This window comes from Paractinoplanes bogorensis, assembly GCF_018829635.1.
GTDB classification, from domain to species: Bacteria; Actinomycetota; Actinomycetes; order Mycobacteriales; family Micromonosporaceae; genus Actinoplanes; species Actinoplanes bogorensis.
The window spans coordinates 179,687-201,469 of the sequence record NZ_JAHKKG010000016.1 but is presented as its reverse complement, the minus strand read 5'-3'; the positions used below and the strand labels follow the sequence as shown (position 1 = coordinate 201,469).

Sequence of the window (21,783 nt, the reverse complement as noted above, 5' to 3'; positions counted from 1 at the left end):
GATTTCTAGCGTCACCGGCATGACTCGAGTGACGACGCGAACGCTGGGCCTGATCACCATCGTCGCCAGCCTGATCGGCGCCGCCTGTGCGGTCGCGGTGCTGGTCTGGCCGCCCCAGGTCGGAACCGGCTGGTACAGCTATCCCTTCGACGCGACCGGATACACGGTCGCCCACGTCTTCTTCGCCGTCCATCACCTCGGCATGCTCGCGGGCTTCGCCGGCCTCGCCCGTCTGGCCGCGACGCACCGGACAACGCGGGCCGGCCTGATCATCGCGGCGGCCGGGATGGTCCTGCTCGCGGCGTGTGAGCTCTTCGGCATCACGGCCGCCAACGCCCCTGTTTCCAGCGAGACGGCGAATGCGGTCGACAACGCGTACGGGATCCCGATGGTGCTGATCGGGGTGGGGCTGGTGCTGGCCGGGTGGAAGGGCAGCGGATGGCAACGATGGGTGCCGCTGGCGCTCGGCGTCTATGTCTTCGTGCCGCTGTTCCCGGCCGTGTTCGGGCCGATGGTGGCGGGGCGCATCGCCATCGGCGTCTGGTTCGCGATCTTCGCCGTGCTCGGTGTCGCACTGGTGAAGGCAGCGGAGAACGTCAGTCCAGCAGAGCGAATGCCAGCAGCCCGGTAGCGCTGAAATCGATCGACGGTTCGGTGTTGGCCGAGATCCGGCTGTCGTCGGTGAACCGGACGTCGTCGCGGTCGAAGCGGGCCAACGCGTCGTTCCGGCACGTCGCCGGGCCGTTCGTGGTCTGCAGCAGACGGACGCGATCGGCCCGGTTCGGCCCGTTGACCACGGCACCCGCCATGCTCAGGCCGGGCACCTCGGTCCGGGTCAGCGTCGCGATCTGGTCGTGCGGGCAGAGCGGATAGGTGCTGCCGGCGCCGACCACCATCGAGACGCCCCAGCCGTTGGCGCCGAGCACCACCCCGCGCTGGGCGGTGGCGAACGCGGCGTACCGCTCGTCACCCGAGACCCGCTCGTACAGCTCGGCCATCGCCGCGAACCCGAGCTGGCGGGCCGCGTAGTCGTAGCCTCCGCTGCCGGCCGCGGCCCCCATCGGATCGGCCGCCGCCGCCCGCACCCCGGCGTCGAGGCGGCGGCGCATGTCCTGCAGCAGGTCATTGCCGCCGCCGAGCAACCGGACGGCTTCCGCGTCGGCCAGCGCGCTGACGTCATAGACGCTGAGGGCATCGTTGCCGCCCCGGCCGGCGTTGACCCGCGCCCATTTCGCGGCGGCCGCAGACCATTCCCGCGTACGGGAATCCCCCAGCACCCGCCCGGCCAGCGCCAGCTCGGTCGCACCGAACGCCAGGTCGTCGGTCCACCGGTCCTCCGGGTAGAAGCTGCGCGGTTCCGCGGTCACCAGTTCACCGGCATCGCCCGTACGGGAAAGGCGGAAAATGCTCGCCGCCGCCTCGAGATGAGACCGGGCCCGATCGGGTTGCTCCACCGCCTCGACCTGGGCGGCCAGGGCGAACGCGGCGGCGACCCGACCGGCCAGGTTGGGGCTGACCGCCTGGCCCGGATCGGCCGCGCGGAACACCGGCCGGTAGCGCTGGTAGTACCGTTCGTCGCCCGGCCGGACGTCGAGCTGGTCGTCGGCCTCGGGCAGCCGCCAGGTGTCGTGATCACCGAGGAAACCGCCGGACCGGCTGCTGCCGCTCCCGATGCCGACCTGGGTGTAGAGCACCTCGTCGTCGGCGTCCCACATCTTGTCGAGCCAGGTCAGGCCGTGTTCGATCTCCGCCGTCAAGCCGTCGGCGACCAGGCCGTCGCGCCGGGCGATCAGCATCGCGCTGAGCACGTACGCGGTGGTGTGCGTGAACTTGAGGAAGTCGCCCGCGTCGTACCAGCCTCCCTCGACGTCGACCGGCCCACCCACCGGGGACAGGTCGTCGGTCAACCGGCCCTGGGCGTCGAACGACGGCCGGTCGTAGACGGTGGCGGCGCGGTCGGACAGGTGCGCGGGCTTGCGTTCCCAGGGGCTCGGCAGCTGGTCGGCGCCGTCGCGGTGGTTCTGGAAATACGACAGGGAGGCGCGGGCCAGCGGCCCGAAGAGGTCGGCGGCGGGCTCGACGCGAAACGGCGGCGACTCGGCACGGACGTCGCCCTCGACCCGCACCCGATAGACGCCGCGCCGGGTCAGCCCGCTCAGATCGATCGGCCGCACGTCCGGGAACCCGGCGTTCCACGGCCCCCGATTCGCTCCGACCCGCGTTTCCCAGACCTTTTTCCCGTACGCATCGAGCACCGTGACCCGCGCCTCGGAAGCGTCCCGCGGCGACAGCAGATACGCCGTCTTGGTCTCGCCCGGCGTGTAGCCCACCTGGTCGACGCGAATCATCGCCTCCGGCGGCGAGCTGTGGTCACAGGCCGCGCCGCCCGCCAGGAGTGCTCCGAACAGCAGAATGCCCAGCGTGCGGCGGGCCCAGGGTCTCACCCGCGAGATTCTCGGTCACCGCGGACGAGCGTCGCCGGACGAACGGTGCGGGACTCGTAGATCGCCCAGTGCCGCGCGGCCGAGCTCAACCGGAACGCCGGGCTGTCGTCGAGGACGTCACGGTGCACCGGATTGAAGTAGGCGACGATCAGCCGCCTCGGTGTCTCCTTGAGCGAGATCTCCAGGTTCGTCACGACGGCGGTCAGGGTGGCCGCGCCGAACGGGTTGAACAGGAAGACCACCACGGGGCCGGGTGGGAAGGCGTAGTCGGTCGCGTCGCCGGTGATCACGGAGGCCGCGGGCACGGCGACCGTGTTGGCTCGGGCGATGTGGGCGAGCCGGGCGTCCAGCTCGACGCCGACGACCGAGGCGAACCCGTGGTCGGCGGCCAGCACCAGGGTGCGGCCCTTGCCGCAGCCCAGGTCGATCAACGCGAACTCCCGCGGGTCGCCGAGCGGCAGTGCCCGGAGCAGCTGGCGGAAGTGGTGGACCGGGATCGGTGCGTAGCCGACCGCGTCGTCGAAGGTGCCGGATGGCTCAATGGTCGGCTCGGCCCGGGTGTCCAGCCGGCGGCTGCGGTCGAGGCGCTGTTCGCGCCAGGTGCGGACCGGCCGGGCGAACAGTTCGCCGGTCAGGCGCACCACTTCGCCGAGCGCGGCGGGGACTCCGCCGGCCCGGTAGGACTCGCCGACGGCGCGTCGAAAGGTGGCCGCGCGACGGCGTACGAGGGAAGGAACTTGCATGTGATCTGTCTCCTGCGGTCGAAGGACGTCGAGGTGCGCAGCGTTCGCCGCTCCCACGTCTCGCGCGTGGGAGGACCGAGGAACGTGAACTGACGTCAGACGACGGGAGGAGCGCGGCCGACGACCGCGGTGGCCCAGAGCAGCCGGCGCCACGGACGGACGCGCGGCGCCATCGGAAGCGCGGCCGTGACCGGTTGCGGATTCGACCGGGTGGACGGAAGCGCGATGCCGCCGGTGAACCGCAGCCAGTAGAGCGAGGCTCCGGCGCCGAACGAGGCATGCAGCAGCGCGCCGAGAACGACGACGACCGGCGGGGTGCTCTCGAGGCCGAGGACGGTGTGCTCGATCGCGTCGGCGGCCAGGAACGCCACCGTGGACAACCCGGCGGCCAGCGGAACGGTGCCCCGCCATCGGGGTCGCCCGGTTTGCCGACCGGCACCGGCCAGGAACGCGGCGATCAGAGCGGCCGTGGCCAGGCCGCCGGCGACCACGGTGGCGGCGGCGGTGACCTCGTGCACGTGCCGCGTCGACAGGCTGAGCGGCCCGGCGTGGCTGTGGGCGATGAACCAGAAGTTCAGGGTGTGCGCCACCAGCCAGCCGAACAGGCCGACGGCCACCGCGGAACCGGCGGTGGCCAGGTGCGCCCCGCCTGATGCGCGCCGAGACCCGTTGAGCATCATCGCTGCCCGCAAGCCTAGCGGCGCGACCCCAGCGTCGCCTCATCCTGGTCGGCCGGTTTCGGCAGCGCGTCCCGGGAACGCTGGAAGGGCGCCTCGAACAGCTTGGCGAACACCCAGGCGCCGGCCAGGGACAGGCCGCCGGCCAGCAGCGTCGCGACCGTGAACGCGGTGACGTCGCGGCCCAGGCGCGGGATGACCAGTTTCTGGGTGACCACGACGACGATCGGCAGGTGGATCAGGTAGAGGCTGTAGGAGAACGAGCCCAGACTTCGCAGCGGGCGTGAGTCGAGCAGCCGGACCAGCGCCGACGGGCGGCCGCTCACGATGGCCAGCAGGAGCAGGGTCATGGCGGGGGCGACGGCCAGGTCGACCCAGTAGTAGTGGCCGACCATCCAGCGGGCGCCCTGGTGCAGGATCAGGAGGCCGACCGGCACCGCGGCCAGCAATGACAGCCAGGCCCAGGGCACGCGAGGGGCGGCGACGGCCACGCCCGCGGCCACGACGCCGGCCGCGAAGACCGGGATCAGGTGCGGGGCCAGCCAGTTGTCGCCCTGCGGAGGGGATCCGTCGAAGACGACGAAGCCGATGACGACGACCGGCAGGGTGACGACGGCCAGCATCGCCGCCGGGCCGATCCGGCGGCACAGCAGAACCAGGAGCGGCAGCAGGGCGTACAGGAAAGCCTCGACGCTGATCGACCAGAAGGCGCCGTTCGGGGTCGGTGCGGCGACGAAGTCCTGCAGCAGCAGGGTGTAGACCAGCACCGACGCGGACGTAGGCTCGGCCGAATGCGGCTGGCGCACGATCGTCCACGCGATGACCAGGCTGAACGCCAGGGCGGCCCAATAGGCGGGCAGGATCCGCCACGCCCGCCGCCGCGCGAACCGGCCCAGGTGGCCCAGGTGCCATCCGTTCCGGGCGGCGGCCAGCGCCAGCGAGAACCCGGAGACGATCAGGAACATCACCACGGCCAGCCGGCCGAAACCGAGCCAGCTCAGCCAGGCCGGGCCCTGGTAGCGGGGAAAGCCGCGGAAGGTGTACGCCCAACAGTGGAACAACAGCACATACAGGGCACAGAGGCCGCGCAGGCCGTCCAGCCCGGCCACCCGTTTCCCGCTCACCCTCAAAGTCACGGAGACCGGAGGTAAATGGTTCGACGGATAACTGAGAGCCACCTGGGCGGAATCGATGTGTGACAATGTGCTCCGCTATGCGTCATGTCGGGGCGGCTTGAGCCGGCCCGGGAAGTCCGGGGGCTTGGGGTGAGCGAAATCGTTGCCACTGAGGCCGAGAGCGGCGAGCAGGCAGTCGTCTCGGTTGCGGCGCCGAGCCGGCTGAAACGGCTGTGGGCCCGCCGGGAGTGGTTCCTGGTGGTTCTCGGCGGACTGGCCTTGGCCGCGGCGCTGACCTGGCCGACGTTGCGCGACCCCCGGCACACCGTGCCCGGCGACATCGGCGACCCGGCCCTGTTCGCCTGGCAGATCTCGTGGCTCGGGCACATCCTGCTGACCGATCCGACCCAGTTGTGGAACTCGAACACGTTCTATCCCGACCCGCATTCGCTGGCCTTCACCGACACCGTGCTCGGCTACGCGCCGTTCGGCATGATCGGGTCGGGCCTCGATGACGCCGTCCTGCGCTACAACATTCTGTACGTCCTGCTGCACGCGATCGCCTTCGTGGGGGCGTACGCGCTGACCCGCCAGCTGGGCTCGCACCCGCTCGGGGCGGCGGTGGCCGGTGTCGCGTGGGCGTTCGCACCCTGGCGGCTCGCCCACGACGGGCACCTCAACGTCATCTCGTCCGGCGGGATCGCGCTGAGCCTGGCCATGATCGCGCGCGGCCACGGCTGGTCGTTGCGCCGCGGCCATCGCCCCGACCGGCACAGCCCAGGGTGGGCGCTGGCCGGGTGGCTGGTCGGCGCCTGGCAGATCACTCTCGGGCTGGCCATCGGGCTCGTGTTCGCGTACGTGCTGATCGGGGTCTGCCTGGTCGCCGCGGTCTGCTTCGGCTGGGCCTGGTGGCGGCGCGGGCGGCCGGTGTTCGGTCGGCGGCTGCTGGTCGCCGATCTGGTCGGCGGCGTGGTCTTCGGGGCGGCCACGGCCTTCATGGGACTCGCCTATTCCAAGGTCGTGGAGCTCCAGCCGCAGGCCGACCGGTCGCTGGCCTGGACCGAGCAGTACTCACCGCCCTGGCGGGGCCTGTTCATCGCGCCCGAGGCGTCGTGGCTGTGGGGCGAGCGGCATGCCACCGTACGCGCGGAACTGCCCTGGGCCCCGGAAATGGCGCTGCTGGCCGGCGTGACCCTGATCGCCCTGGCCGCCGCCGGCATCTTCTTCTCGGTCTTCCGGGTCCGGCACCGCGTCTGGCTGACCATCGGCGTCGCCGTGGCGGTGCTGCTGACCCTCGGCGCCAACCTGCCCTGGCACGGCGACCCGGGCTATCTGACGCTCTCCAAGCACCTGCCGGGCTGGGCCGCGCTGCGCACGCCCGGCCGGATCACGCTGTGGACCAGCCTGCTGCTGGCCGTCCTGGCCGCCGGTGCGGTCACCGCGCTGGTCGTCCGGGCCCGCGAGGCAACACCGTGGCAGCCCGGCGTTCTGGCCCGCTCGAAGTTCGTCGCGGTACGACTGGTTCTGCTGATCCCGCTCGTGCTGGTGACGGTCGAGGGCGTCAACCGGACCCCGCACCCCGAGCTGCTGAAATATCCGGCCGCGATGCGCGACGCGCCCGAGCCGATCCTGGTGCTGCCCAGCAGCGGCAGCCTCGAGATGAGCATCATGCTGTGGACCGTGAACGGGTTCCCGCGCATCCCGAACGGCATCGTCACGTTCGACGCGACCGGCCAGACCCGGATCCGCGAGGCCAGCAAGACCTTCCCCGACCCGGCGAGCGTCGCGGCGCTGCGGGCCGAGGGCATCAAGTCGGTCGTGGTCCTGCCCGACTGGCTCAAGGACACCCCGTGGGAGCCGGTCACCGCCCGCCCGGCCGGCGGCCTCGGCATCACCTACGAGCGCCAGGTCGACGGCACCATTCTCTACCGGCTCAACTAGCTTTGTTTTGACTATTTTCTAAACGACCGCGCTCCCAGTTTTTGTAAAGACGTCTCTCAATGTGATCTACGCCACTTATGTAGTTCTGCGTTGAGTTATGGCCGCAACCCGCGCTCCTGATCAAGGGCCTGCCCGACCCCTTTCCGCGAGCACCTTCCGTGAGCGCGCGCCATTCGCCCGACCCGACTGCCCCCACGCCCCGATCGATGCTTAGTAATCTCTCGGCAACGCGGTCATCCGCGCGGTTGCGGCACAATCCGTCGTACGGCGCCGCAGCGATTCATCCTTCCAGGAACGGGGAATTCCGTGAGGAAAGTGGTGGCACTGAGTGCTGCCGTGATTGCGGTTCTGGGAATGATTCCGGGAACTGCTTTCGCAGCCGAAGCCAAGCCGAAGGCCGAACCGAAGTTCACCGTGGTGGACAAATTCGAGAAGGTCGCCGGAGAACGGACCACCGGCAAACTGAAGGAGCGGGTCCGCAAGCACGTCGACGACGCGATGCGCCGGTCGCAGCTCGTCGCCGACGCCGACCTCGACACCTTCAGCGCCAACGTCGGCGGGCGCAAGTTCACCGCCGTGGTGCCGAAGGGCGTCAAGCTGAAGAGCGCCGTCGTCGTCACCGAGCCGGGTGTCGACGAGGTCGGTCTGGGCGCGGAGTTCGAGGTTCCGACCGACTCGGTGACGCCGTCGGCGGCCGGTCACTCGGCCGGCTCGGGCCTGCCGCGGGTGGCCGGCGCGTGCCGCACGCTCTGGTTCGACAACCCCACCTCGGGGGCCAACGACGACCAGGTGTACGACTGCTACGAGAAGTTCAAGAAGTCGAACTCGGAATACATCTACAACCGCTATTCGAAGATGACCGTCGGACAGACCGAGGCGGCCATCCGACGGGAGGTCCAGGAATTCACCATTCGATTCCGTGAGGCCAAGGGATACAGCCGCATCACCGGCGGCCCCTACAACTACGGGCCGCTCCCGAGCAGCCTCGAATGCAACAACGCCAAGTTCTCCTACGGCGGTCTGGAAATCCCGCTCGTCGGTTGTGGCGGCATTCAGAATCTGGCCGGTGGCTCCTACTACCAGACCGGAACCAAGTATCTCGGGCACGAGACGAGCCAGAAGTACATCGACTCGTACGCGCGATACGTCTCGAACGGTTCCACCCCGGTGTGGTCGGACTACGTCTGGGTCACCATGTCGAGCTGCGGCTGGATCCCGTTCACCCCTTGCGTCAACGGTTTGAACAAGTGGGAAGAAACCTACACGGACGGCCTGTGGTACCGATGATTCACAGCCGGAGCCGCTCCTCTCGGGAGCGGCTCCGGCCCCTTCCGATTCTTGTCGCCGTTCTGGCCGGGCTGGTGTTGTGTCTCACCGGCTGCCGGAAGGAAAGCGAACAGTCGTCCCCGGTGGCGGCCATCCCACCCGCGGCCGCCCCGTCACCGGCGGCGACCCGCAATGTCTGCGCCGATCCGTCGACCCGGTACGAGAGCGTCTGTCACGCGGTCGACGTCGCCGGCAAGACGTACCGCTACCTGCTGTTCCGGGCGGCCCGGAAGACGTCGCGGACGATGATCTTCGACGGTGGCGGGCCTGGGGTGTCCAACCTCTCCGACATCGACGCGCGCTACGAGCAGACGGCGGCGGACGCCGACCGCCGCGGGTTCAACCTGCTCGTCCTGGACGAGCCGTGGGTCATGGCCCGCTACGAGCCGGCCTGCCAGGCGGCCATGACGTCGTTCTACCGCGAGTCCACTCAGCGTTATCCGCGACCCGCCTCACCCGGCGTGGTCACCGCGGTGCGCCAGGGCTGCCTCAACGGCGACGCCACCAGCACGGCCGAGAGCTACCGGTCCGCGGTCGACCGCATCGAGAAGTCCGAAGGTGTCACCGTGGCCCGCCTGGAGGGCTACTCCTTCGCCTCGGTCCGGGCCGCCTATCTCGGCGCGACCCGCCCCGGCCTCGTGGTCGCGGTCGGCTCGCCGTTCCCGGTGGGGGCCTCGGCGGATGCGTTCTACCGCGCCGAGGGCAGCGCAGCCGGGACGGCTCGGCGCCTCGTGACCAGCGCCGACCTCGCCGCGGACTCGGCGCAGGTCTACTACGCCACCACCGGCACCGATCCGAAGGACATCGACGTGGCCACCGCGGCCCGCGGCCTGTGGCAGGTCACCAGCACGGGTGACATGTCCCTGTCCCGGGCCGGCTACTACGCCGAGATCTGCCCGGCCCTGCGCGGCTGGAACGGACTGCTCGGCGGCGAACGGAAGGCCGGTTCGGCGGTGACCGCCCTGGCCTCGCTGCACGCGCCGTGCGCCGGGGAAACGGGCTCCGAGGGCCTCAGACTCCCTCCGCGGACGTGCTTCACTGTCCTGGCGAACGATCCGAACTCCCCCTGGCTGCCGTCGCCCGTCACTCGCGGAGCCGACGTCACCACCGTCCGCACCGGCGAGCACGGAAAGGTGAAGATCCCCGGATGTCAGTGACAGCGGTCCGGCCCCGCCTGTGGTGGCGGCTGGTTCTCGCGGCTGCGCTGGTCTACCTGGTGCTGCTCGTGACCAACTACCTCATGCCGTGGCTGGGCGACCGGCCGGCCGTCTGGGCCACCGCGGAGCTCCTCATCGTGGTGCTGGCGTTCGTCGCCGCGGTGAAGGACCTCTCCGCGGTCCGGCCACTGCGACGTGCGGAACGTGCCGCGCTGGTGATCGTCACCGTGCTGGTGCTGCTCTGGCTGGCCGCGATGACCGTGACGTGGTTCGCCGAGGGCCGCCGGGACGATGTGCTGTCCCTGCTTCTCGGGCTGGTCGTGGCCGTTCCGGTCGTGCCTCTGGTTCTGCTCGCGGTGCCCGGCATGATCGCCTTCCGCCGCACGCGGCAGGGGTGACCGCACGATGCGGGGAAGAAGTTCGAGAATGTTGACAACCGTCCATGCCGCTGAAGTGTCCTGACATTGTGATGAGATGGGCGGCACCCGAACAGTTCGCCGAGTTCGTGCGCGTCAGACATGCCGCGCTTCTGCGATACGCATATCTGTTGTGCGGAGACACGCACCTCGCGCAAGACCTGGTCCAGGACGCGCTGGAGCGTACCGGCGTGGCCTGGCGGCGGATCGAGGCGCAGGGCGACCCGGAAGGCTATCTGCGCCGGACGATCACCAACCGTTATCTGAACCGGGTTCGGTCGCTGCGCCGGGAACGTCTGGTCGGTGACACGCCCGAGGTCGGTGTGGCGGGGGCCGAACCGTCCGACGGGTCGCTGTTCCGGCTGCTCGCCTGCCTGCCGCGCCAGCAACGTGCGGTGATCGTCATGCGCTACTACCTGGACCTGTCCGAGGCCCAGATCGCCGAGGCGCTCGGCTGCTCGGCCGGCACGGTCAAGAGCACCGCGTCCCGGGCGATCGCCCGGTTGCGGCGCGAGCTCGGTTCCGACATTCACCCGCAACCGGCAGGAGAAGGCGTCCGATGAGCATCGACCCGCAGACGATCGAAGAGGACCTTCGCACCGCGATGCACGCCGGTTCGTCCGCCATCGCGGCCTGGCCCGACCCGGTGGCCCGGGTGGAAGCCGGCGTCACCCGCCGCCGGCGCCGCACGCTCCTGGTCACCTCCGCGGCCGCGGTCCTGACGGCCGGTGTGGCCTTCGCCGGCGTCGGGATCGCCGGCCACCGCGAGCCGCCGCCGAACTCGATCGTCAGCGCCGAGCCGGCGGCCGCGCCGACGATTGCGCGCCGATCCCCCCGGGCCGCCGTCCAGCCGTGCCGGCTCGACCGGGTGGATGAGGTGGACTGGATCGTGCAGTCGGCGCCGTGGGGACTGTCCACCGGCTTCGCCGTGCGCCCCAACGAGAGCGAGCGGTGCACCATGACGGGACGCCCGGTGCTGTCCGGCGTCAACACCGCCACCGGCCGGTCCGAGCCGGTCACGGTCGTGAACCTCGGCCCGCTCGAGGACGATGTCACCCGCCAGTTCCCCGCCACGGTCGACCCGGGCGAGCCGGCCCGTGTCAAAATCCGGAGCAGCACGACCTGTCCCGCCGGTCAGAAGCCGAAGTCCTACCGCGACCTCGTCCTGACGTTCGGCGAGAAGAAGCTCCCGCTGTCCGGTTCGAACAAGCTCACCGGGGTCTGCGGGGCCGACGTCAGCCAGTGGTACGTCGAGCCGCCCATGGACTATGCGTCCCTCAACGCCACCGTCAAGGCGCCGGCCGTCCTGCGCGCGGGCGAGGAATTCTCCTACACGGTCACCATCGACAATGTCTTCCCCGACAAGTACAAGTCCGGCTCGTGCCCGGTCTTCCGGCTGAGCGTGGCCGCCGACGGCACCGGGCCGTGGCAGCGCATCAACTGTGAAGAGACCACCATCGGCGGACGCGGCAGCGTCGAGTTCACCTTGCCGGGGACGATCCCGGCGGATGTCGAGCCGGGCCGGCACAAGCTCACCTGGATGGCCGCGATGGGCAACGGCGAAGCCGTCATCGCCGACATGGGGACTGACGGAACCGCCGTCACCGTCACCCGCTGACGCACCTCGGAGTCGCGGCCGAGCCCTGACGGCCGGGTCGCTGTGCGGCAGTTGGTCATCCGGCCCGAGGAGCGTTACCTCACCCGGCGATTCGGGTCGACCTGCACCGACTACCTTTCCCGCGTACGCCGGTGGGTGTGACCGCCCGCATCACAGCAGGGCGTCGAGCACCTTGGTGGCCCGGGTCTCGTGGTCGTCGTAGGCGTCCGGGACGGCCGACCGTTGGACGGCCTGGGCTGCCTCGCCGACTGTCCGGGACTCCCAGTCGGAGACCTTGAGCAGCCGCTTGTAGAAGGCGTCGGCGGCGTAGCGCGGGTCCATCAACTCGTCCACGCTGCCCCAGCCCTGACTCGGGCGTTGCTGGAACACCCCGAGCGAGTCGAAGTTCTCGCCGGTCCCCTCGTGCTTCTCGTCGAGGGAGGCCGGGACGGTCGGGTTGGCCAGGTTACGCAGCCGCGACTCCTGCAGCCCGGTGATCATGGCGACCAGCATCGCCCGGCGCGGGAGGCCACGCTTCTGCGCGACCTGCACGATGACCGCGGCGTTGTTCATCTGCGCCTGGTTGAGGCCGGCCACCGGTCGCACGACCTTCGGCTTCGGCTTCGGGGTGGACGCCGGGCGGGACGCCGAGGCGGACGGCTTGGGCGGGACGCGCCGCTCGGCTCGCGTCACCGCGGGAGTCCGGGCCTCGATGGCGGCGTCGAGGGCGACCGGCGCCGATGCCGGAGGCGATGGCTGATCACCGTTGTAGACGACGACTCCACCCACGGCGGCCCCGGCCAGACCCATCACGAGCAGGGCGGACATCGTACGGGCGGATCGCCGGCGCCGTTTGTACCGACGCGGCCGGTCCGGCCAGGGCTCGTCGTCGACAGCCAGGTCGACGAACGCGACACGCGGGCGCGGGTCCCTGGCTTGCACGAACGCGACCGTCCTTCCGTAGACACGTGGGTTCCACGCGGTAGTACGGCGGGAAGGGGGTCCCCGGATCAAACGGCAGCCGTATTCTCAAACCCACCTGAGGTGGCGGCGAGAGGGGAACCATGCGGATCACGGTGCTCGGTGCGGGTTCCTGGGGGACGACGGTCGCGTCCGTGCTCACCCGCCGCGATCACGAGTCGCTGATCTGGGCGCGCGACCCGGCCGCGGCCGACGAGATCAACGCCAAGCACAGCAACGACCGCTACCTCGCGGGCTTCCCGCTCCCCGATCGGCTCCGGGCCACCTCCGACCTGGCCGAGGCCGCCGCCCACGCCGAGTTGCTGGTCGTCGGGGTGCCCACCGGGGCGTTCCGCGCCACGCTGGAACGGGTCCGTCCCGACCTGCACCCGTGGATCCCGGTGGTCAGCCTCAGCAAGGGCCTGGAGCGCGACTCCCTGCTCCGGATGACCGAAGTGATCAAGGACGTCCTGCCGGGTCATCCGGCCGCCGCGCTGACCGGGCCCAACCTGGCCAAAGAGATCATGGCGGGCATGGCGGCGGCCACGGTGATCGCCACCGAGGATCTCACCGTCGCCAACGAGATCCAGCGGGTGTTCCGCCGGGGTCTGCTGCGCGTCTACACCAACCACGACGTGATCGGCTGCGAGGTCGGTGGCGCCCTCAAGAACGTCGTCGCCATCGCCACCGGCATCGCCCAGGGCCTCGGGGTCGGCGACAACACCCGGGCCGGCGTGATCTCGCGCGGCCTGGCCGAGCTGACCACCCTCGCGGTCGCCATGGGCGGCGAGCCGAGCACGCTGGCCGGACTGGCCGGGATGGGTGACCTGGTGGCGACCTGCATCAGCCCGCACAGCCGCAACCGCTACGTGGGTGAGCAACTCGGGCGCGGGCGCAGCCTGGACGACATCCTGGCCGAGATGGGGCAGGTCGCCGAGGGGGTCAAGACCGTACACGCCGCGGTGCAACTGGCCGACCGGCACGGGCTGGCCATGCCGATCACCCGGACGATCCACCGGGTGGTCACCGGAGACATCACGGCGGAGCGGGCCTACGACGGTCTGCTGCGCTCCCATCCGGCCGGTCACGAGTCCGAGCCGGGCTGAGATTTCTTTCCCGTACGCGGCAACCTGCGCGCCCCGGAACGCATGTACCCGGGTGTAGTGCTGCTGCCACGATTCGGGGGAACGTGAAATGTCCGTACGCAGTCCGCTCCTGCTGCCCGCTCTCGCCGTCCCGTTCATCCTCTTCGGATGCGCTCCGTCCTCGGCTCTTTCGGCGCCTTCGGCCACGCCTTCCTCGTCGCCGGCTTCCTCATCCGCGCCGGCGCCTTCTTCTTCCGCGCCGGTGCCGGCTCCGTCGACCTCGTCGCGGTCGCTCGGGCCCGAACACGGGTCCGGTGTGTGCCCGCCCGCGAAGGAATTCGAGAAGCTGGCCGACCTGCCGGAGGGCTGGCATTTCCCGAGCGTCAAATGCTGGAAGAGCTGGGCCTTCGCCGCCCCCGAGGGCCCGGGTGTCGGCGACGGCATTTACCTTTTCCGGTACGTGTCGAGCAAAGGCTGGCGCTATCACAGCCAGGGCAGCGGATACATGTGCGAGGACCTCGGCATCCACGAGCCCGCCCCGTTCTGCCAATATCCATGACAGACACCGGTCTTCGGCGGGCGGGGAGCATGCCGGACTCGATTGACGACCTGTTCGGCGAATTCGTCCGGGCCCGGTCGGCGGCGCTGCTGCGGACGGCTTTCCTGCTGACCGGCGATCGGCACCTGGCCGAAGACCTGGTGCAGGACGCGCTGGCCCGCACCCATCGCGGCCGTCTGCGGCTGGCCGATCCGGGGCATTTCGAGGCCTACACCCGCACGGCGATGTACCACCTGCACGTGAGCTGGTGGCGGCGTCGTCGCCTGACCGAGTCGATGCCCGGCGACCTGGCCGAGGTGGCCGAGCCGGGCAGCGACCATTCCGTCCGTACGGACCTCAAGCTCGCCCTGCACGAAGTGCTCGCCCGTCTCACCCGGCGGCAGCGGGCGGTGCTGGTGCTGCGGTTCTTCGAGGATCGCAGCGAGGCCGAGGCGGCGGAACTGCTGAACTGCTCGGTCGGCACGATCAAGAGCCAGACCAGCAAGGCGCTGGCCCGCATCCGGACGATGGCGCCCGACCTGCTCGCGGCCGTGAGGGAGGAAGGCTGATGTCCGACGACCACGAGCGGCTGCGCCGGGCGATGTCCGACCTGGCCGAGCACGGCGGCGGGGCCGACCTGTACGAGCGGACGCTCCGCAAATCGCGCCAGTCACAGCGGCGCGCCCGATGGGCGGCGACCGGCGCGGCGGCGGTGGCGGTGTTCGCCGTGGGTGGCGCGGTCGCTTACGCCACCGTCGACCGATCGAGCCCGGCCCTGCCTCCGGCCTTCTCGCCGTCCCCCTCCCTGTCGACGGCGCCGTCATCCGCACCGCCGTCATCGGCACCGCCGACGCCGTCACCCCCGCATTCGTCGGCGCCACCTTCGTCGTCGCCGCACTCTTCGGCGCCGACCAGCGACCGTCCCCGATATCCCGACTGCCCCTCCGCGAAAGCCCTGGAAAAGCTCGCCGACCTGCCGAAGGACTGGTATTTCGTGCCGTCGAGCGTGAAGTGCTGGCGAGACTGGGCGATGGCCGATCCGGAGGGTCCGACCCCCAGCGACGGCATCTACCTGTTCCACTACAAGGCGGGGCCGGGGTGGAGTTATCACAGTCAGGGCAGCAGCTACCGCTGTCCGGATCTGGGCATCACCTCCGGCAATCCGCCGTTCTGCGAGACGGGCTAGCCCGGGGCGAGCGCGACGGCGCGCGCCTCGGGCACGCCCAGCATCAGCAGGCTCGTGATCGTGGCGGCCCGGGAACCGAGGTCCGACCGGTCGCTGTCCGCGATGGCGAACACGGCGCCGTACGCGAGCTGGCTCAGCAACCCGGCCGGCAGATGCCGCGCGAACACGCCGGCGTCCTGGCCCCGTTGCACCAGGTCGGCGAGGAGTTCGTCGACCGGTCCGAGCAGGCCGTGGATCGTCTCGCCGTGTTCGCCCCGGCGCAGCGCGAGCAGCACCCGATACCGATGTGTCACCGGCCAGACGCGGGCGACGAACTCCACCCAGGAAACGTCCGCTTCGGAGGCGTTGACCTCGGCCAGTACGGCCTCCATCTCGGCGACGGCCCGTTCCATCAGCGCCCGTAGCAGGTCGAGGCGCGAGGGGAAATGGCCGTAGACCGTGCGGCGGACCACGCCGGCGGACGAGGCGATCTCGCCCATGCCCGCGTCCGGATTCTCCCCCAGCACCTCGAGCGCGACCTCGAGGATGCGGTCGCGGGTTTCCTTCATCGAGCGCTCACGGGCGTTCACGGCGCCATCATTGCACACCAGTGTGCAATGACTTACGCTGCACACCAGTGTGCAATGAAGGAGGGATCATGACCACCGCCGCCGTACGCCCGTTCACCGTCGCGATCGCACCATCGGAGATCGACGACCTGAAGCAACGACTGGCCCGCACCCGCTGGCCCGACCCGGAAACCGTGGACGACTGGTCACAGGGGGTCCGGGTGGAGAACGCCCGGGCCCTGATCGACCACTGGGAGCACCGCTACGACTGGCGGCGCTTCGAATCCGAGCTCAACCGCATACCCCAGTTCCGCACCGAGATCGACGGGCTCGACATCCACTTCCTGCACGTCCGGTCCCCGCATCGGGATGCGATGCCTCTGCTGCTCACGCACGGCTGGCCGGGCTCGATCGTCGAGTTCCTGCGGCTGGTCGGCCCGTTGACCGACCCGGAGGCGTACGGCGGGAAAGCCTTTGACGCCTTTGACGTGGTCATTCCGTCGCTGCCCGGCTTCGGGTTCTCGCAGAAGCCGGCGACCAGCGGATGGGACGTCGAACGGATCGCCCGCGCGTGGGTGGAGCTGATGCGGCGCCTCGGCTATTCGCGATGGACCGCACAGGGCGGCGATTGGGGCGCCGTCGTCACCACCGCCCTCGGCGCCATGCGACCCGAGGGCCTGCTCGGCATCCACCTGAACACCCAGTACGCCTTTCCGGCCCGGATACCGGACGACCTCACGCCCGATGAGCAGCGCGCCGTGGAGAGTCTCGCCCTCTACACCGGCCGGCTCGGCGGATCGAACCACCTGCAGGGCACGAAACCGGAGACCGTCGGATTCGCCCTGGCCGACTCCCCCGCCGGGCAGGCCGCCTGGATCTACGAGAAGTTCCAGTCCAAGACCCAGGACGCGCTCAGCCTCGACACCATGCTCGACGCGATCTCGCTGTACTGGTTCACCAACAGCGCGGCGTCGTCCGGCCGCATCTACTGGGAGAACAGCTCACGCACGTTCGCGGGCCCGCAGCTGACGCTGCCGGTCGCGGTGACCGTCTTCCCCCGGGACATCCCGCGCCTGCCCCGAAGCTGGATCGAGGACACGTACCGCAACCTGATCCATTACGGCGAGGCCGCGCGGGGCGGGCACTTCGCCGCCCTCGAACAGCCCGACATCCTGGTCGACGAGATCCGCACCGGCCTGCGCCCCCTCCGCTAGCTGGATCGACATCGCGGTGGTTCACAATGTCTGCCGATCGCGCGGCCTCGACGCGGATGCCTTGCCCTCCATAAAGACCCTCGCTGATGCTGGGAGTCATGAGTTTCGAACTTACGCCCGACATGATCGAAGAAGCGGCCGACGTGCTGAGCAAACGGATCGACAAGATACGAGCGTGCGCCGGCAAACTGCGATCGTCGAACACTGAGCAGGAACGGCTCCAAGCGCGGGCGACGTACAACGGCGAGTTACGCCGCCTCCACATCGATACCGATAGTGCCTTGGCAACGCTACGCGGCCTTACCCGCTAGCACACCCTCTGCGGTGCGGCCCCCAAGTGCAGGCAATGCAGCCCTCGCTGCCGGGACGACCGCGGATCGGACTGGCACCTGACGACACGAGTCCTGCCCCCGGCGACCGGGCGGGCTGGGCGGGGCGCCAGCAGCGTCACAGTGGATCAGGGCCAGACCCTGACCGCGAAAGGTCTCTAGAGCGTGGCGAACGCCATGGCGATGTGGATGACGGCCAGCAAGGTGGCGCCGGCGATCATCGTCCACTTTCGGTAGGCGACCCCTATGACGGCGTCGCCCAGCTGGGCCGCGGCGGCGGCGAACAGGAGCAGGGCGGTGACCGGGCCTGACCCGAAGTAGGGGGCCAGGCCGGCCGCCACGCCCAGGGGGACTCCGCGGGTCGCGTACATCCAGCCGTAGAAACGGTCGTCGGTCGGGTTCAGGGCGGCGGGGCGGAAGGCGCCGATGAGCGCGAAGCCGACGCTCGCCACCGCGGCGACGAGGTTGGCGATCAGCAGTGCGGTCACGAGGCGTACGGCTCGGTGCCGTATCTGGTCCAGACGGCGGCGACGGATTCGCGGGTCAGCGGCTGACCGGACTCGACCATGTCCTTGAGGTCGCGGAAGTACTGCACGTACAGGTCGGGGGTGAAGGTGTTCAGCATGACCGCGGGCTCGTCGGTCACGTTGGCGAACGTGTGCGGGGCACCGGGCGGGACCAGCACCCAGACGCCCGCCTCGGCGTCATGGTCGTCCGCGCCGACGGTGAAGCGGACGCGGCCCGACACCACGTAGAAGCCCTCGTCGTGCTGGGAATGGCGATGCTGGGGCGGGCCGGGTGTGTGCGGGGGCAGCTTGATCTCGGCCATGCCCAGGCGGTGGTCGGTGTGGCCGCCGTCCTCGAGGATCCGGATCTGGGACGGGCCGTTGACGATCAGTTCGCCCTCGCCGGGGCGGACGATGGATACCGTAGTCATAATGAGAGCGTACTCTCACGAAGAGAGTAAACTCCAGCCGTGAGTCAACGAACGAACCAGATGGAACGGACGCGGTCGGCGATCGTGGCGGCGGCCCGGGAGCTGGCCGACACCGGCGCCGAGATCACGATGCCGGCGGTCGCGGCCGCGGCGCGGGTGTCCGACGCGACCGCCTATCGCTACTTTCCCGATCTCGTGACGCTGCTGCGCGCGGCCGTCACGGTCGAGGATCAGGTCGCGGCCCTGCGGGCGGTGACGGTGAGCGACGACCCGGTCGAGCGGATCGGTCAGGCCGCCGAGATCCTCGGCCGGGCGGTGCTGCGGCGGCAGGGTGCCGTACGCGTCGTCGTCGCCTCCGCCATCGCCCGGCCCTCGACCGCGGGCGAGCGCCCGGCCCAGCGCTTCGCCCTGATCGACTACGCGCTGGCGCCGTGGATCGAGGCGAACGGACCCGACGAGCAGTTGGTGCGCGACCTTGCCGTCGTGATCAGCGCCGAGTCGCTGTTCACCCTGACCGACCTGTGTGGACTGTCAGCCGAGGACGCGGTGGCCGGCCTGGTCGCCACAGCACGCCGGGTCACGACGGCGGCGGTGGCGGCTCCGGCGCGCTGACCTCGGCCATCGAGCGGGGTGCGCGGACGTTTTCGAAGTGCACGTTGCCGGCCGGGACCATCCACGTCATGACCTCGACGGCCAGGCGACCGGCCCGTACGGCGGGGTCGGCGCTGCACAACTCGCGCGCGGTCTCCGGGTCGACGGTCATGACCGAGATGCCGCGCAGGCGCTCGTCGTCCTGGTCGACCAGCGGTCCCCCGCCGATCAGGTAGCCCCGGTCGCGCAGGTCGGCCCGGAAGGCCAGGTGCGCATCCTGCAGCGCGTCGGCCTCGGCGTCGCTGAGTTCGGGTGCGTCCGGCGGCCGGACCAGAAGGACGAGCGTGTGCCGATCGAAATTCATGCCGGACGCCTCCACCTGGAGAGGAAACGGTCGATGTCGTCCCGGATCCGGGCGCGGGCCTCGTCGCGGGGAACCCCGGACATCAACATTTCGTCGTACGGGGTCTCTTCGTGCCGGATCGTCGCGACCACGGCCCGGGTCACGGCGTCGGGGTCGAGCGCCCGACCGGCGGCGCTGCGACCGACCCGGCCGCTGCCGCGAACGCCGGTGTGGGCACTGATCACCGCCGCCCGTTCCGGTGGGCAACCGGGGAACAGCCGGACGATCCTCTCGGCCAGGTCGTGCTGGAACGTCTCGTCGGCCACCTCGCGCCGTTCCCGGTCCCGTTCGCGGCGGCGGGCGCGAGCATCCTCATCGGACAGACACTGTTGCTCGGCCAGCTCGACCGCGGCCCGTTCGACGAGCAATCCCTGTCGCTCGTTGCGTTTGCGCGACTTGTTGAACCGCACCACCACCGCCGACAGCCGGCTGGCCTGTTTCGCCCGGCGGGTCAGGGCGGCGTCGCCCGCGGGCAGGAACACCAGATGGTCGAGGTCGGCACAGGCCAGGCAGATCGGCGCGCCCTCCTCCATCATCAGCATGTCGGCCTCGGTCTGCCCGCAGCTCGCGCAGGTGAAGTCGCGCAGCGCGATCAGGACCACCAGGTCGGGCGCCTTGCTCTGCCGGGCCGTCATCCGTTCCCGCTGCTGCTCGGTCAGGTCGGCCGGGGTCCAGTGCGTCCGGTACGCCGCCTCGAGCGCGTCGCCACCCTCGGCGGTGAACTGCAACGGCCGCCGGTCACGGGTCGCGGCCACATAGTCGACCGCGCTGGCCCGCAGTCCGCGGCCGGCCACCCAGCGGTGGAAGACCTCGAGCGCGTCGGCCAGCCGGTCGGGCCGGACCGCGGCCACCGCCTCCAGATGCGGTGCGCGACCCTGCCGCCAGTCGGTCACCGAACCCGGCGGCACCCAGCCCATCCCGGTCAGCACGTCGAGCGGGCTCACGTAACGCTGCCGAGCAAGCGCCTGCTCGGCGGCGTTCACCACTCGCCGTTCCAGCTTGGTGGTCGGCTGCATGCGGGAAGCCGCTGCGGGGAAAGCCGCTGCGGGGAAAGCGCTGCGGGGAAAGCTACGGCCGCAGCAGGAGGGGCAGGACCGTGCGGATCTGGGCGGCCAGGCCGTCGAGGGCGGCGGCGCCATGCGCGGCGTGGGCCAGCAGCGCCTGCTGGAACAGGCCGTCGAGCATGCCGTACGCCACCGCGCGCGGGACCGACGGCGGACGGCCGGCCAGGGTCGCGTAGCGGTCGACGACCCGCCAGATCATCGCCTCGAGGGTGCCGTCGATCTCGGTGATGGCGTCGCGGAGCGGCTGCTCGAACAGGCTCTGAGTGCGCAGGTCGTACCAGAGGCGGTGCATCGGCGCCTCGTCGCGGATGGTCTCGGCCAGCTTGGCGGCGAAGGCCTCGAGCAGCTCGTCGGGGGTGGTCGAGTCGGCGACCACGCCGTCGTAGCGGGTCACGCAGCGCGCCTTGTAGTAGCGGACGCTGTAGATGACCAGCTCGAGCTTGTCTTGGAAGTAGTAGTGCACGACGCCGTGGCTGAACGGCGAGTTGCCGGCGATCTCGCGCAGGCTGGCTCGCGCATAGCCCATCTCGCCGAGAGTCAGCAGCGCCGACTCGGCGAGTTCGTCCCGGCGGCGATCCGTCTTGTTGGCCACGGACCCCATCCTACGGGCTTGACAGGCGTCCAAACTTTCCTTGACAACTGTCAAGAAGAGGCATGTGATGTGGGTCTCACGTCGCGCCGGACGCGATCAGCCGGGGCGACGACGTTCTCGACCCCTCCCGGGAGCTTTCATGACACAGATCGATCTCACCGGACGCCGGGCCCTCGTCACCGGAGGCGCTCAAGGTCTGGGCGAAGGCATGGCCCGCGCGCTCGCCGCCGCCGGCGCCAAGGTCGTCATCGCCGACGTGCAGGACGACCTCGGCCCCAAGGTCGCGGAATCGCTCAGCGGGTTCGTGCACCTGGACGTGACCGACGACGACAACTGGGCCACCGCCGTCGAGCAGGCGACCGGCATGCTGGGCGGGCTCGACATCGTGGTCAACAACGCCGGCATCGAGATCACCAGCCTGATCGTCGACCTCGACCCGGTCGCCGTCCGCAAGCAGCTCGAGGTCAACCTGCTCGGCACCGCGCTCGGCATCAAGCACGCCTTCCGGGCGATGCGCGGCCAGGACGGGGGTAACAAATCAGTCATCAACGTGGCCTCGGTGGCGGCGACCATCGCCTTCCCCGGCATCTCGGTCTACTCGGCCACCAAGTCCGGCGTCGACCGCCTCACCCGGGTGGCGGCCATGGAGAGCGGCAAGCTGGGGTACGGCGTACGGGTGAACTGTATTTATCCCGGTCTTGTCCCCACCGCCATGGGTGCCGGCCTGGCCAACGACGTCGCGCAGATCGGGCTGTTCGGCTCGCCCGAGGAGGCGGTCGGCGCGGTCGTCGAGCTCACTCCGAGCGGCCGCCTGGGCGAGGTCGGCGACATGGCCGACGCGGTCGTGTTCCTGGCGTCGGACGCGGCGAAGTTCATCAACGGCGTCGGCCTGCCGGTCGACGGCGGAATGGGGATGTGAC

General features: G+C 70.2%; 26 protein-coding genes. 15 read left to right on the top strand and 11 right to left on the bottom strand.

Going from position 1 to position 21,783, the window contains the following annotated elements; translation table 11 throughout:
• Positions 1–19 precede the first annotated feature (19 nt).
• Complete coding sequence (locus KOI35_RS40955) at positions 20–631, top strand: hypothetical protein (protein ID WP_215795088.1); 612 nt, start codon at positions 20–22, stop codon at positions 629–631.
• Here KOI35_RS40955 and KOI35_RS40950 read toward each other — a convergent pair.
• The 4 genes from KOI35_RS40950 to KOI35_RS40935 all read right to left on the bottom strand — a co-directional run bounded on the left by KOI35_RS40950 (position 597) and on the right by KOI35_RS40935 (position 4,988).
• On the bottom strand, positions 597–2,444 hold the full coding sequence (locus KOI35_RS40950) for a glycoside hydrolase family 9 protein (protein ID WP_215795086.1): 1,848 nt from the start codon (positions 2,442–2,444) through the stop codon (positions 597–599). The genes KOI35_RS40955 and KOI35_RS40950 overlap by 35 nt on opposite strands.
• On the bottom strand, positions 2,441–3,187 hold the full coding sequence (locus KOI35_RS40945; protein ID WP_215795084.1) for a class I SAM-dependent methyltransferase: 747 nt from the start codon (positions 3,185–3,187) through the stop codon (positions 2,441–2,443). The genes KOI35_RS40950 and KOI35_RS40945 overlap by 4 nt, the downstream gene beginning before the upstream one ends.
• A 95-nt stretch (positions 3,188–3,282) precedes the next feature.
• On the bottom strand, positions 3,283–3,864 hold the full coding sequence (locus tag KOI35_RS40940; RefSeq protein ID WP_215795082.1) for a hypothetical protein: 582 nt from the start codon (positions 3,862–3,864) through the stop codon (positions 3,283–3,285).
• 17 nt (positions 3,865–3,881) lie between these two features.
• Positions 3,882–4,988 (bottom strand): acyltransferase family protein, encoded by a 1,107-nt coding sequence (locus KOI35_RS40935; RefSeq protein WP_215795080.1) that lies wholly within the window; start codon positions 4,986–4,988, stop codon positions 3,882–3,884.
• Between the two features lie 213 nt (positions 4,989–5,201).
• Here KOI35_RS40935 and KOI35_RS40930 point away from each other — a divergent pair, with 213 nt between their 5' ends.
• From KOI35_RS40930 to KOI35_RS40905, 6 genes are all read left to right on the top strand, one after another.
• The gene (locus KOI35_RS40930) at positions 5,202–6,920 is read left to right on the top strand and encodes a hypothetical protein (protein WP_438870653.1); all 1,719 of its coding nucleotides are present in this window, start codon (positions 5,202–5,204) and stop codon (positions 6,918–6,920) included.
• Positions 6,921–7,337: 417 nt separating this feature from the next.
• A complete protein-coding gene (locus KOI35_RS40925) occupies positions 7,338–8,207 on the top strand; it encodes a hypothetical protein (protein ID WP_215795075.1) in 870 nt (289 codons plus the stop codon).
• A 122-nt stretch (positions 8,208–8,329) separates the two neighbouring features.
• Positions 8,330–9,403 (top strand): hypothetical protein, encoded by a 1,074-nt coding sequence (locus KOI35_RS40920; RefSeq protein ID WP_215795073.1) that lies wholly within the window; start codon positions 8,330–8,332, stop codon positions 9,401–9,403.
• On the top strand, positions 9,394–9,801 hold the full coding sequence (locus tag KOI35_RS40915) for a hypothetical protein (RefSeq protein WP_215795071.1): 408 nt from the start codon (positions 9,394–9,396) through the stop codon (positions 9,799–9,801). The genes KOI35_RS40920 and KOI35_RS40915 overlap by 10 nt, the downstream gene beginning before the upstream one ends.
• 71 nt (positions 9,802–9,872) lie before the next feature.
• Positions 9,873–10,382 (top strand): SigE family RNA polymerase sigma factor, encoded by a 510-nt coding sequence (locus KOI35_RS40910; protein ID WP_215795195.1) that lies wholly within the window; start codon positions 9,873–9,875, stop codon positions 10,380–10,382.
• The gene (locus KOI35_RS40905; RefSeq protein WP_215795069.1) at positions 10,379–11,437 is read left to right on the top strand and encodes a hypothetical protein; all 1,059 of its coding nucleotides are present in this window, start codon (positions 10,379–10,381) and stop codon (positions 11,435–11,437) included. The genes KOI35_RS40910 and KOI35_RS40905 overlap by 4 nt, the downstream gene beginning before the upstream one ends.
• 150 nt (positions 11,438–11,587) lie before the next feature.
• Here the strand turns inward: KOI35_RS40905 and KOI35_RS40900 are convergent, their stop codons facing one another.
• The gene (locus tag KOI35_RS40900; RefSeq protein ID WP_215795066.1) at positions 11,588–12,358 is read right to left on the bottom strand and encodes a hypothetical protein; all 771 of its coding nucleotides are present in this window, start codon (positions 12,356–12,358) and stop codon (positions 11,588–11,590) included.
• A 122-nt stretch (positions 12,359–12,480) separates the two neighbouring features.
• On the opposite strand from KOI35_RS40900, the gene KOI35_RS40895 reads away from it, so the two are divergent.
• The 4 genes from KOI35_RS40895 to KOI35_RS40880 all read left to right on the top strand — a co-directional run bounded on the left by KOI35_RS40895 (position 12,481) and on the right by KOI35_RS40880 (position 15,185).
• A complete protein-coding gene (locus KOI35_RS40895) occupies positions 12,481–13,482 on the top strand; it encodes an NAD(P)H-dependent glycerol-3-phosphate dehydrogenase (protein ID WP_215795064.1) in 1,002 nt (333 codons plus the stop codon).
• An 88-nt stretch (positions 13,483–13,570) separates the two neighbouring features.
• Positions 13,571–14,020: a hypothetical protein gene (locus tag KOI35_RS40890; RefSeq protein ID WP_215795062.1), complete on the top strand. Its 450-nt coding sequence runs from the start codon at positions 13,571–13,573 to the stop codon at positions 14,018–14,020.
• Positions 14,021–14,049: 29 nt separating this feature from the next.
• Positions 14,050–14,568, top strand: coding sequence for a SigE family RNA polymerase sigma factor (locus KOI35_RS40885; RefSeq protein WP_215795059.1), 519 nt, complete (start codon positions 14,050–14,052; stop codon positions 14,566–14,568).
• A complete protein-coding gene (locus tag KOI35_RS40880; protein WP_215795057.1) occupies positions 14,568–15,185 on the top strand; it encodes a hypothetical protein in 618 nt (205 codons plus the stop codon). Before KOI35_RS40885 ends, KOI35_RS40880 begins: the two co-directional genes overlap by 1 nt.
• On the opposite strand, the gene KOI35_RS40875 is transcribed toward KOI35_RS40880, so the two are convergent.
• On the bottom strand, positions 15,182–15,754 hold the full coding sequence (locus tag KOI35_RS40875) for a TetR/AcrR family transcriptional regulator (RefSeq protein ID WP_308121375.1): 573 nt from the start codon (positions 15,752–15,754) through the stop codon (positions 15,182–15,184). The two genes, KOI35_RS40880 and KOI35_RS40875, sit on opposite strands and share 4 nt — an antisense overlap.
• A gap of 68 nt (positions 15,755–15,822) precedes the next feature.
• Between KOI35_RS40875 and KOI35_RS40870 the strand changes: the two genes are divergently transcribed.
• Positions 15,823–16,947, top strand: a complete 1,125-nt coding sequence (locus tag KOI35_RS40870; RefSeq protein ID WP_215795054.1) for an epoxide hydrolase family protein — start codon at positions 15,823–15,825, stop codon at positions 16,945–16,947.
• A gap of 98 nt (positions 16,948–17,045) precedes the next feature.
• Positions 17,046–17,258, top strand: a complete 213-nt coding sequence (locus KOI35_RS40865) for a hypothetical protein (protein ID WP_215795052.1) — start codon at positions 17,046–17,048, stop codon at positions 17,256–17,258.
• Between the two features lie 176 nt (positions 17,259–17,434).
• Here the strand turns inward: KOI35_RS40865 and KOI35_RS40860 are convergent, their stop codons facing one another.
• The gene (locus tag KOI35_RS40860) at positions 17,435–17,764 is read right to left on the bottom strand and encodes a hypothetical protein (protein WP_215795050.1); all 330 of its coding nucleotides are present in this window, start codon (positions 17,762–17,764) and stop codon (positions 17,435–17,437) included.
• Entirely contained in the window at positions 17,761–18,213 is a 453-nt protein-coding gene (locus KOI35_RS40855) for a cupin domain-containing protein (RefSeq protein ID WP_215795047.1), read from the bottom strand. Before KOI35_RS40855 ends, KOI35_RS40860 begins: the two co-directional genes overlap by 4 nt.
• A 39-nt stretch (positions 18,214–18,252) precedes the next feature.
• On the opposite strand from KOI35_RS40855, the gene KOI35_RS40850 reads away from it, so the two are divergent.
• Positions 18,253–18,825, top strand: coding sequence for a TetR/AcrR family transcriptional regulator (locus KOI35_RS40850; RefSeq protein WP_215795045.1), 573 nt, complete (start codon positions 18,253–18,255; stop codon positions 18,823–18,825).
• Here the strand turns inward: KOI35_RS40850 and KOI35_RS40845 are convergent.
• From KOI35_RS40845 to KOI35_RS40835, 3 genes are read right to left on the bottom strand one after another with little or no spacing between them, the layout of a single operon-like run.
• Positions 18,791–19,168: a YciI family protein gene (locus tag KOI35_RS40845; protein ID WP_215795043.1), complete on the bottom strand. Its 378-nt coding sequence runs from the start codon at positions 19,166–19,168 to the stop codon at positions 18,791–18,793. The genes KOI35_RS40850 and KOI35_RS40845 overlap by 35 nt on opposite strands.
• On the bottom strand, positions 19,165–20,223 hold the full coding sequence (locus KOI35_RS40840; protein WP_215795041.1) for a DUF2293 domain-containing protein: 1,059 nt from the start codon (positions 20,221–20,223) through the stop codon (positions 19,165–19,167). Before KOI35_RS40840 ends, KOI35_RS40845 begins: the two co-directional genes overlap by 4 nt.
• A gap of 52 nt (positions 20,224–20,275) precedes the next feature.
• Entirely contained in the window at positions 20,276–20,863 is a 588-nt protein-coding gene (locus KOI35_RS40835; protein WP_308121374.1) for a TetR/AcrR family transcriptional regulator, read from the bottom strand.
• 139 nt (positions 20,864–21,002) lie between these two features.
• Between KOI35_RS40835 and KOI35_RS40830 the strand changes: the two genes are divergently transcribed.
• Positions 21,003–21,782 (top strand): SDR family NAD(P)-dependent oxidoreductase, encoded by a 780-nt coding sequence (locus KOI35_RS40830; RefSeq protein WP_215795037.1) that lies wholly within the window; start codon positions 21,003–21,005, stop codon positions 21,780–21,782.
• Position 21,783 lies beyond the last annotated feature (1 nt).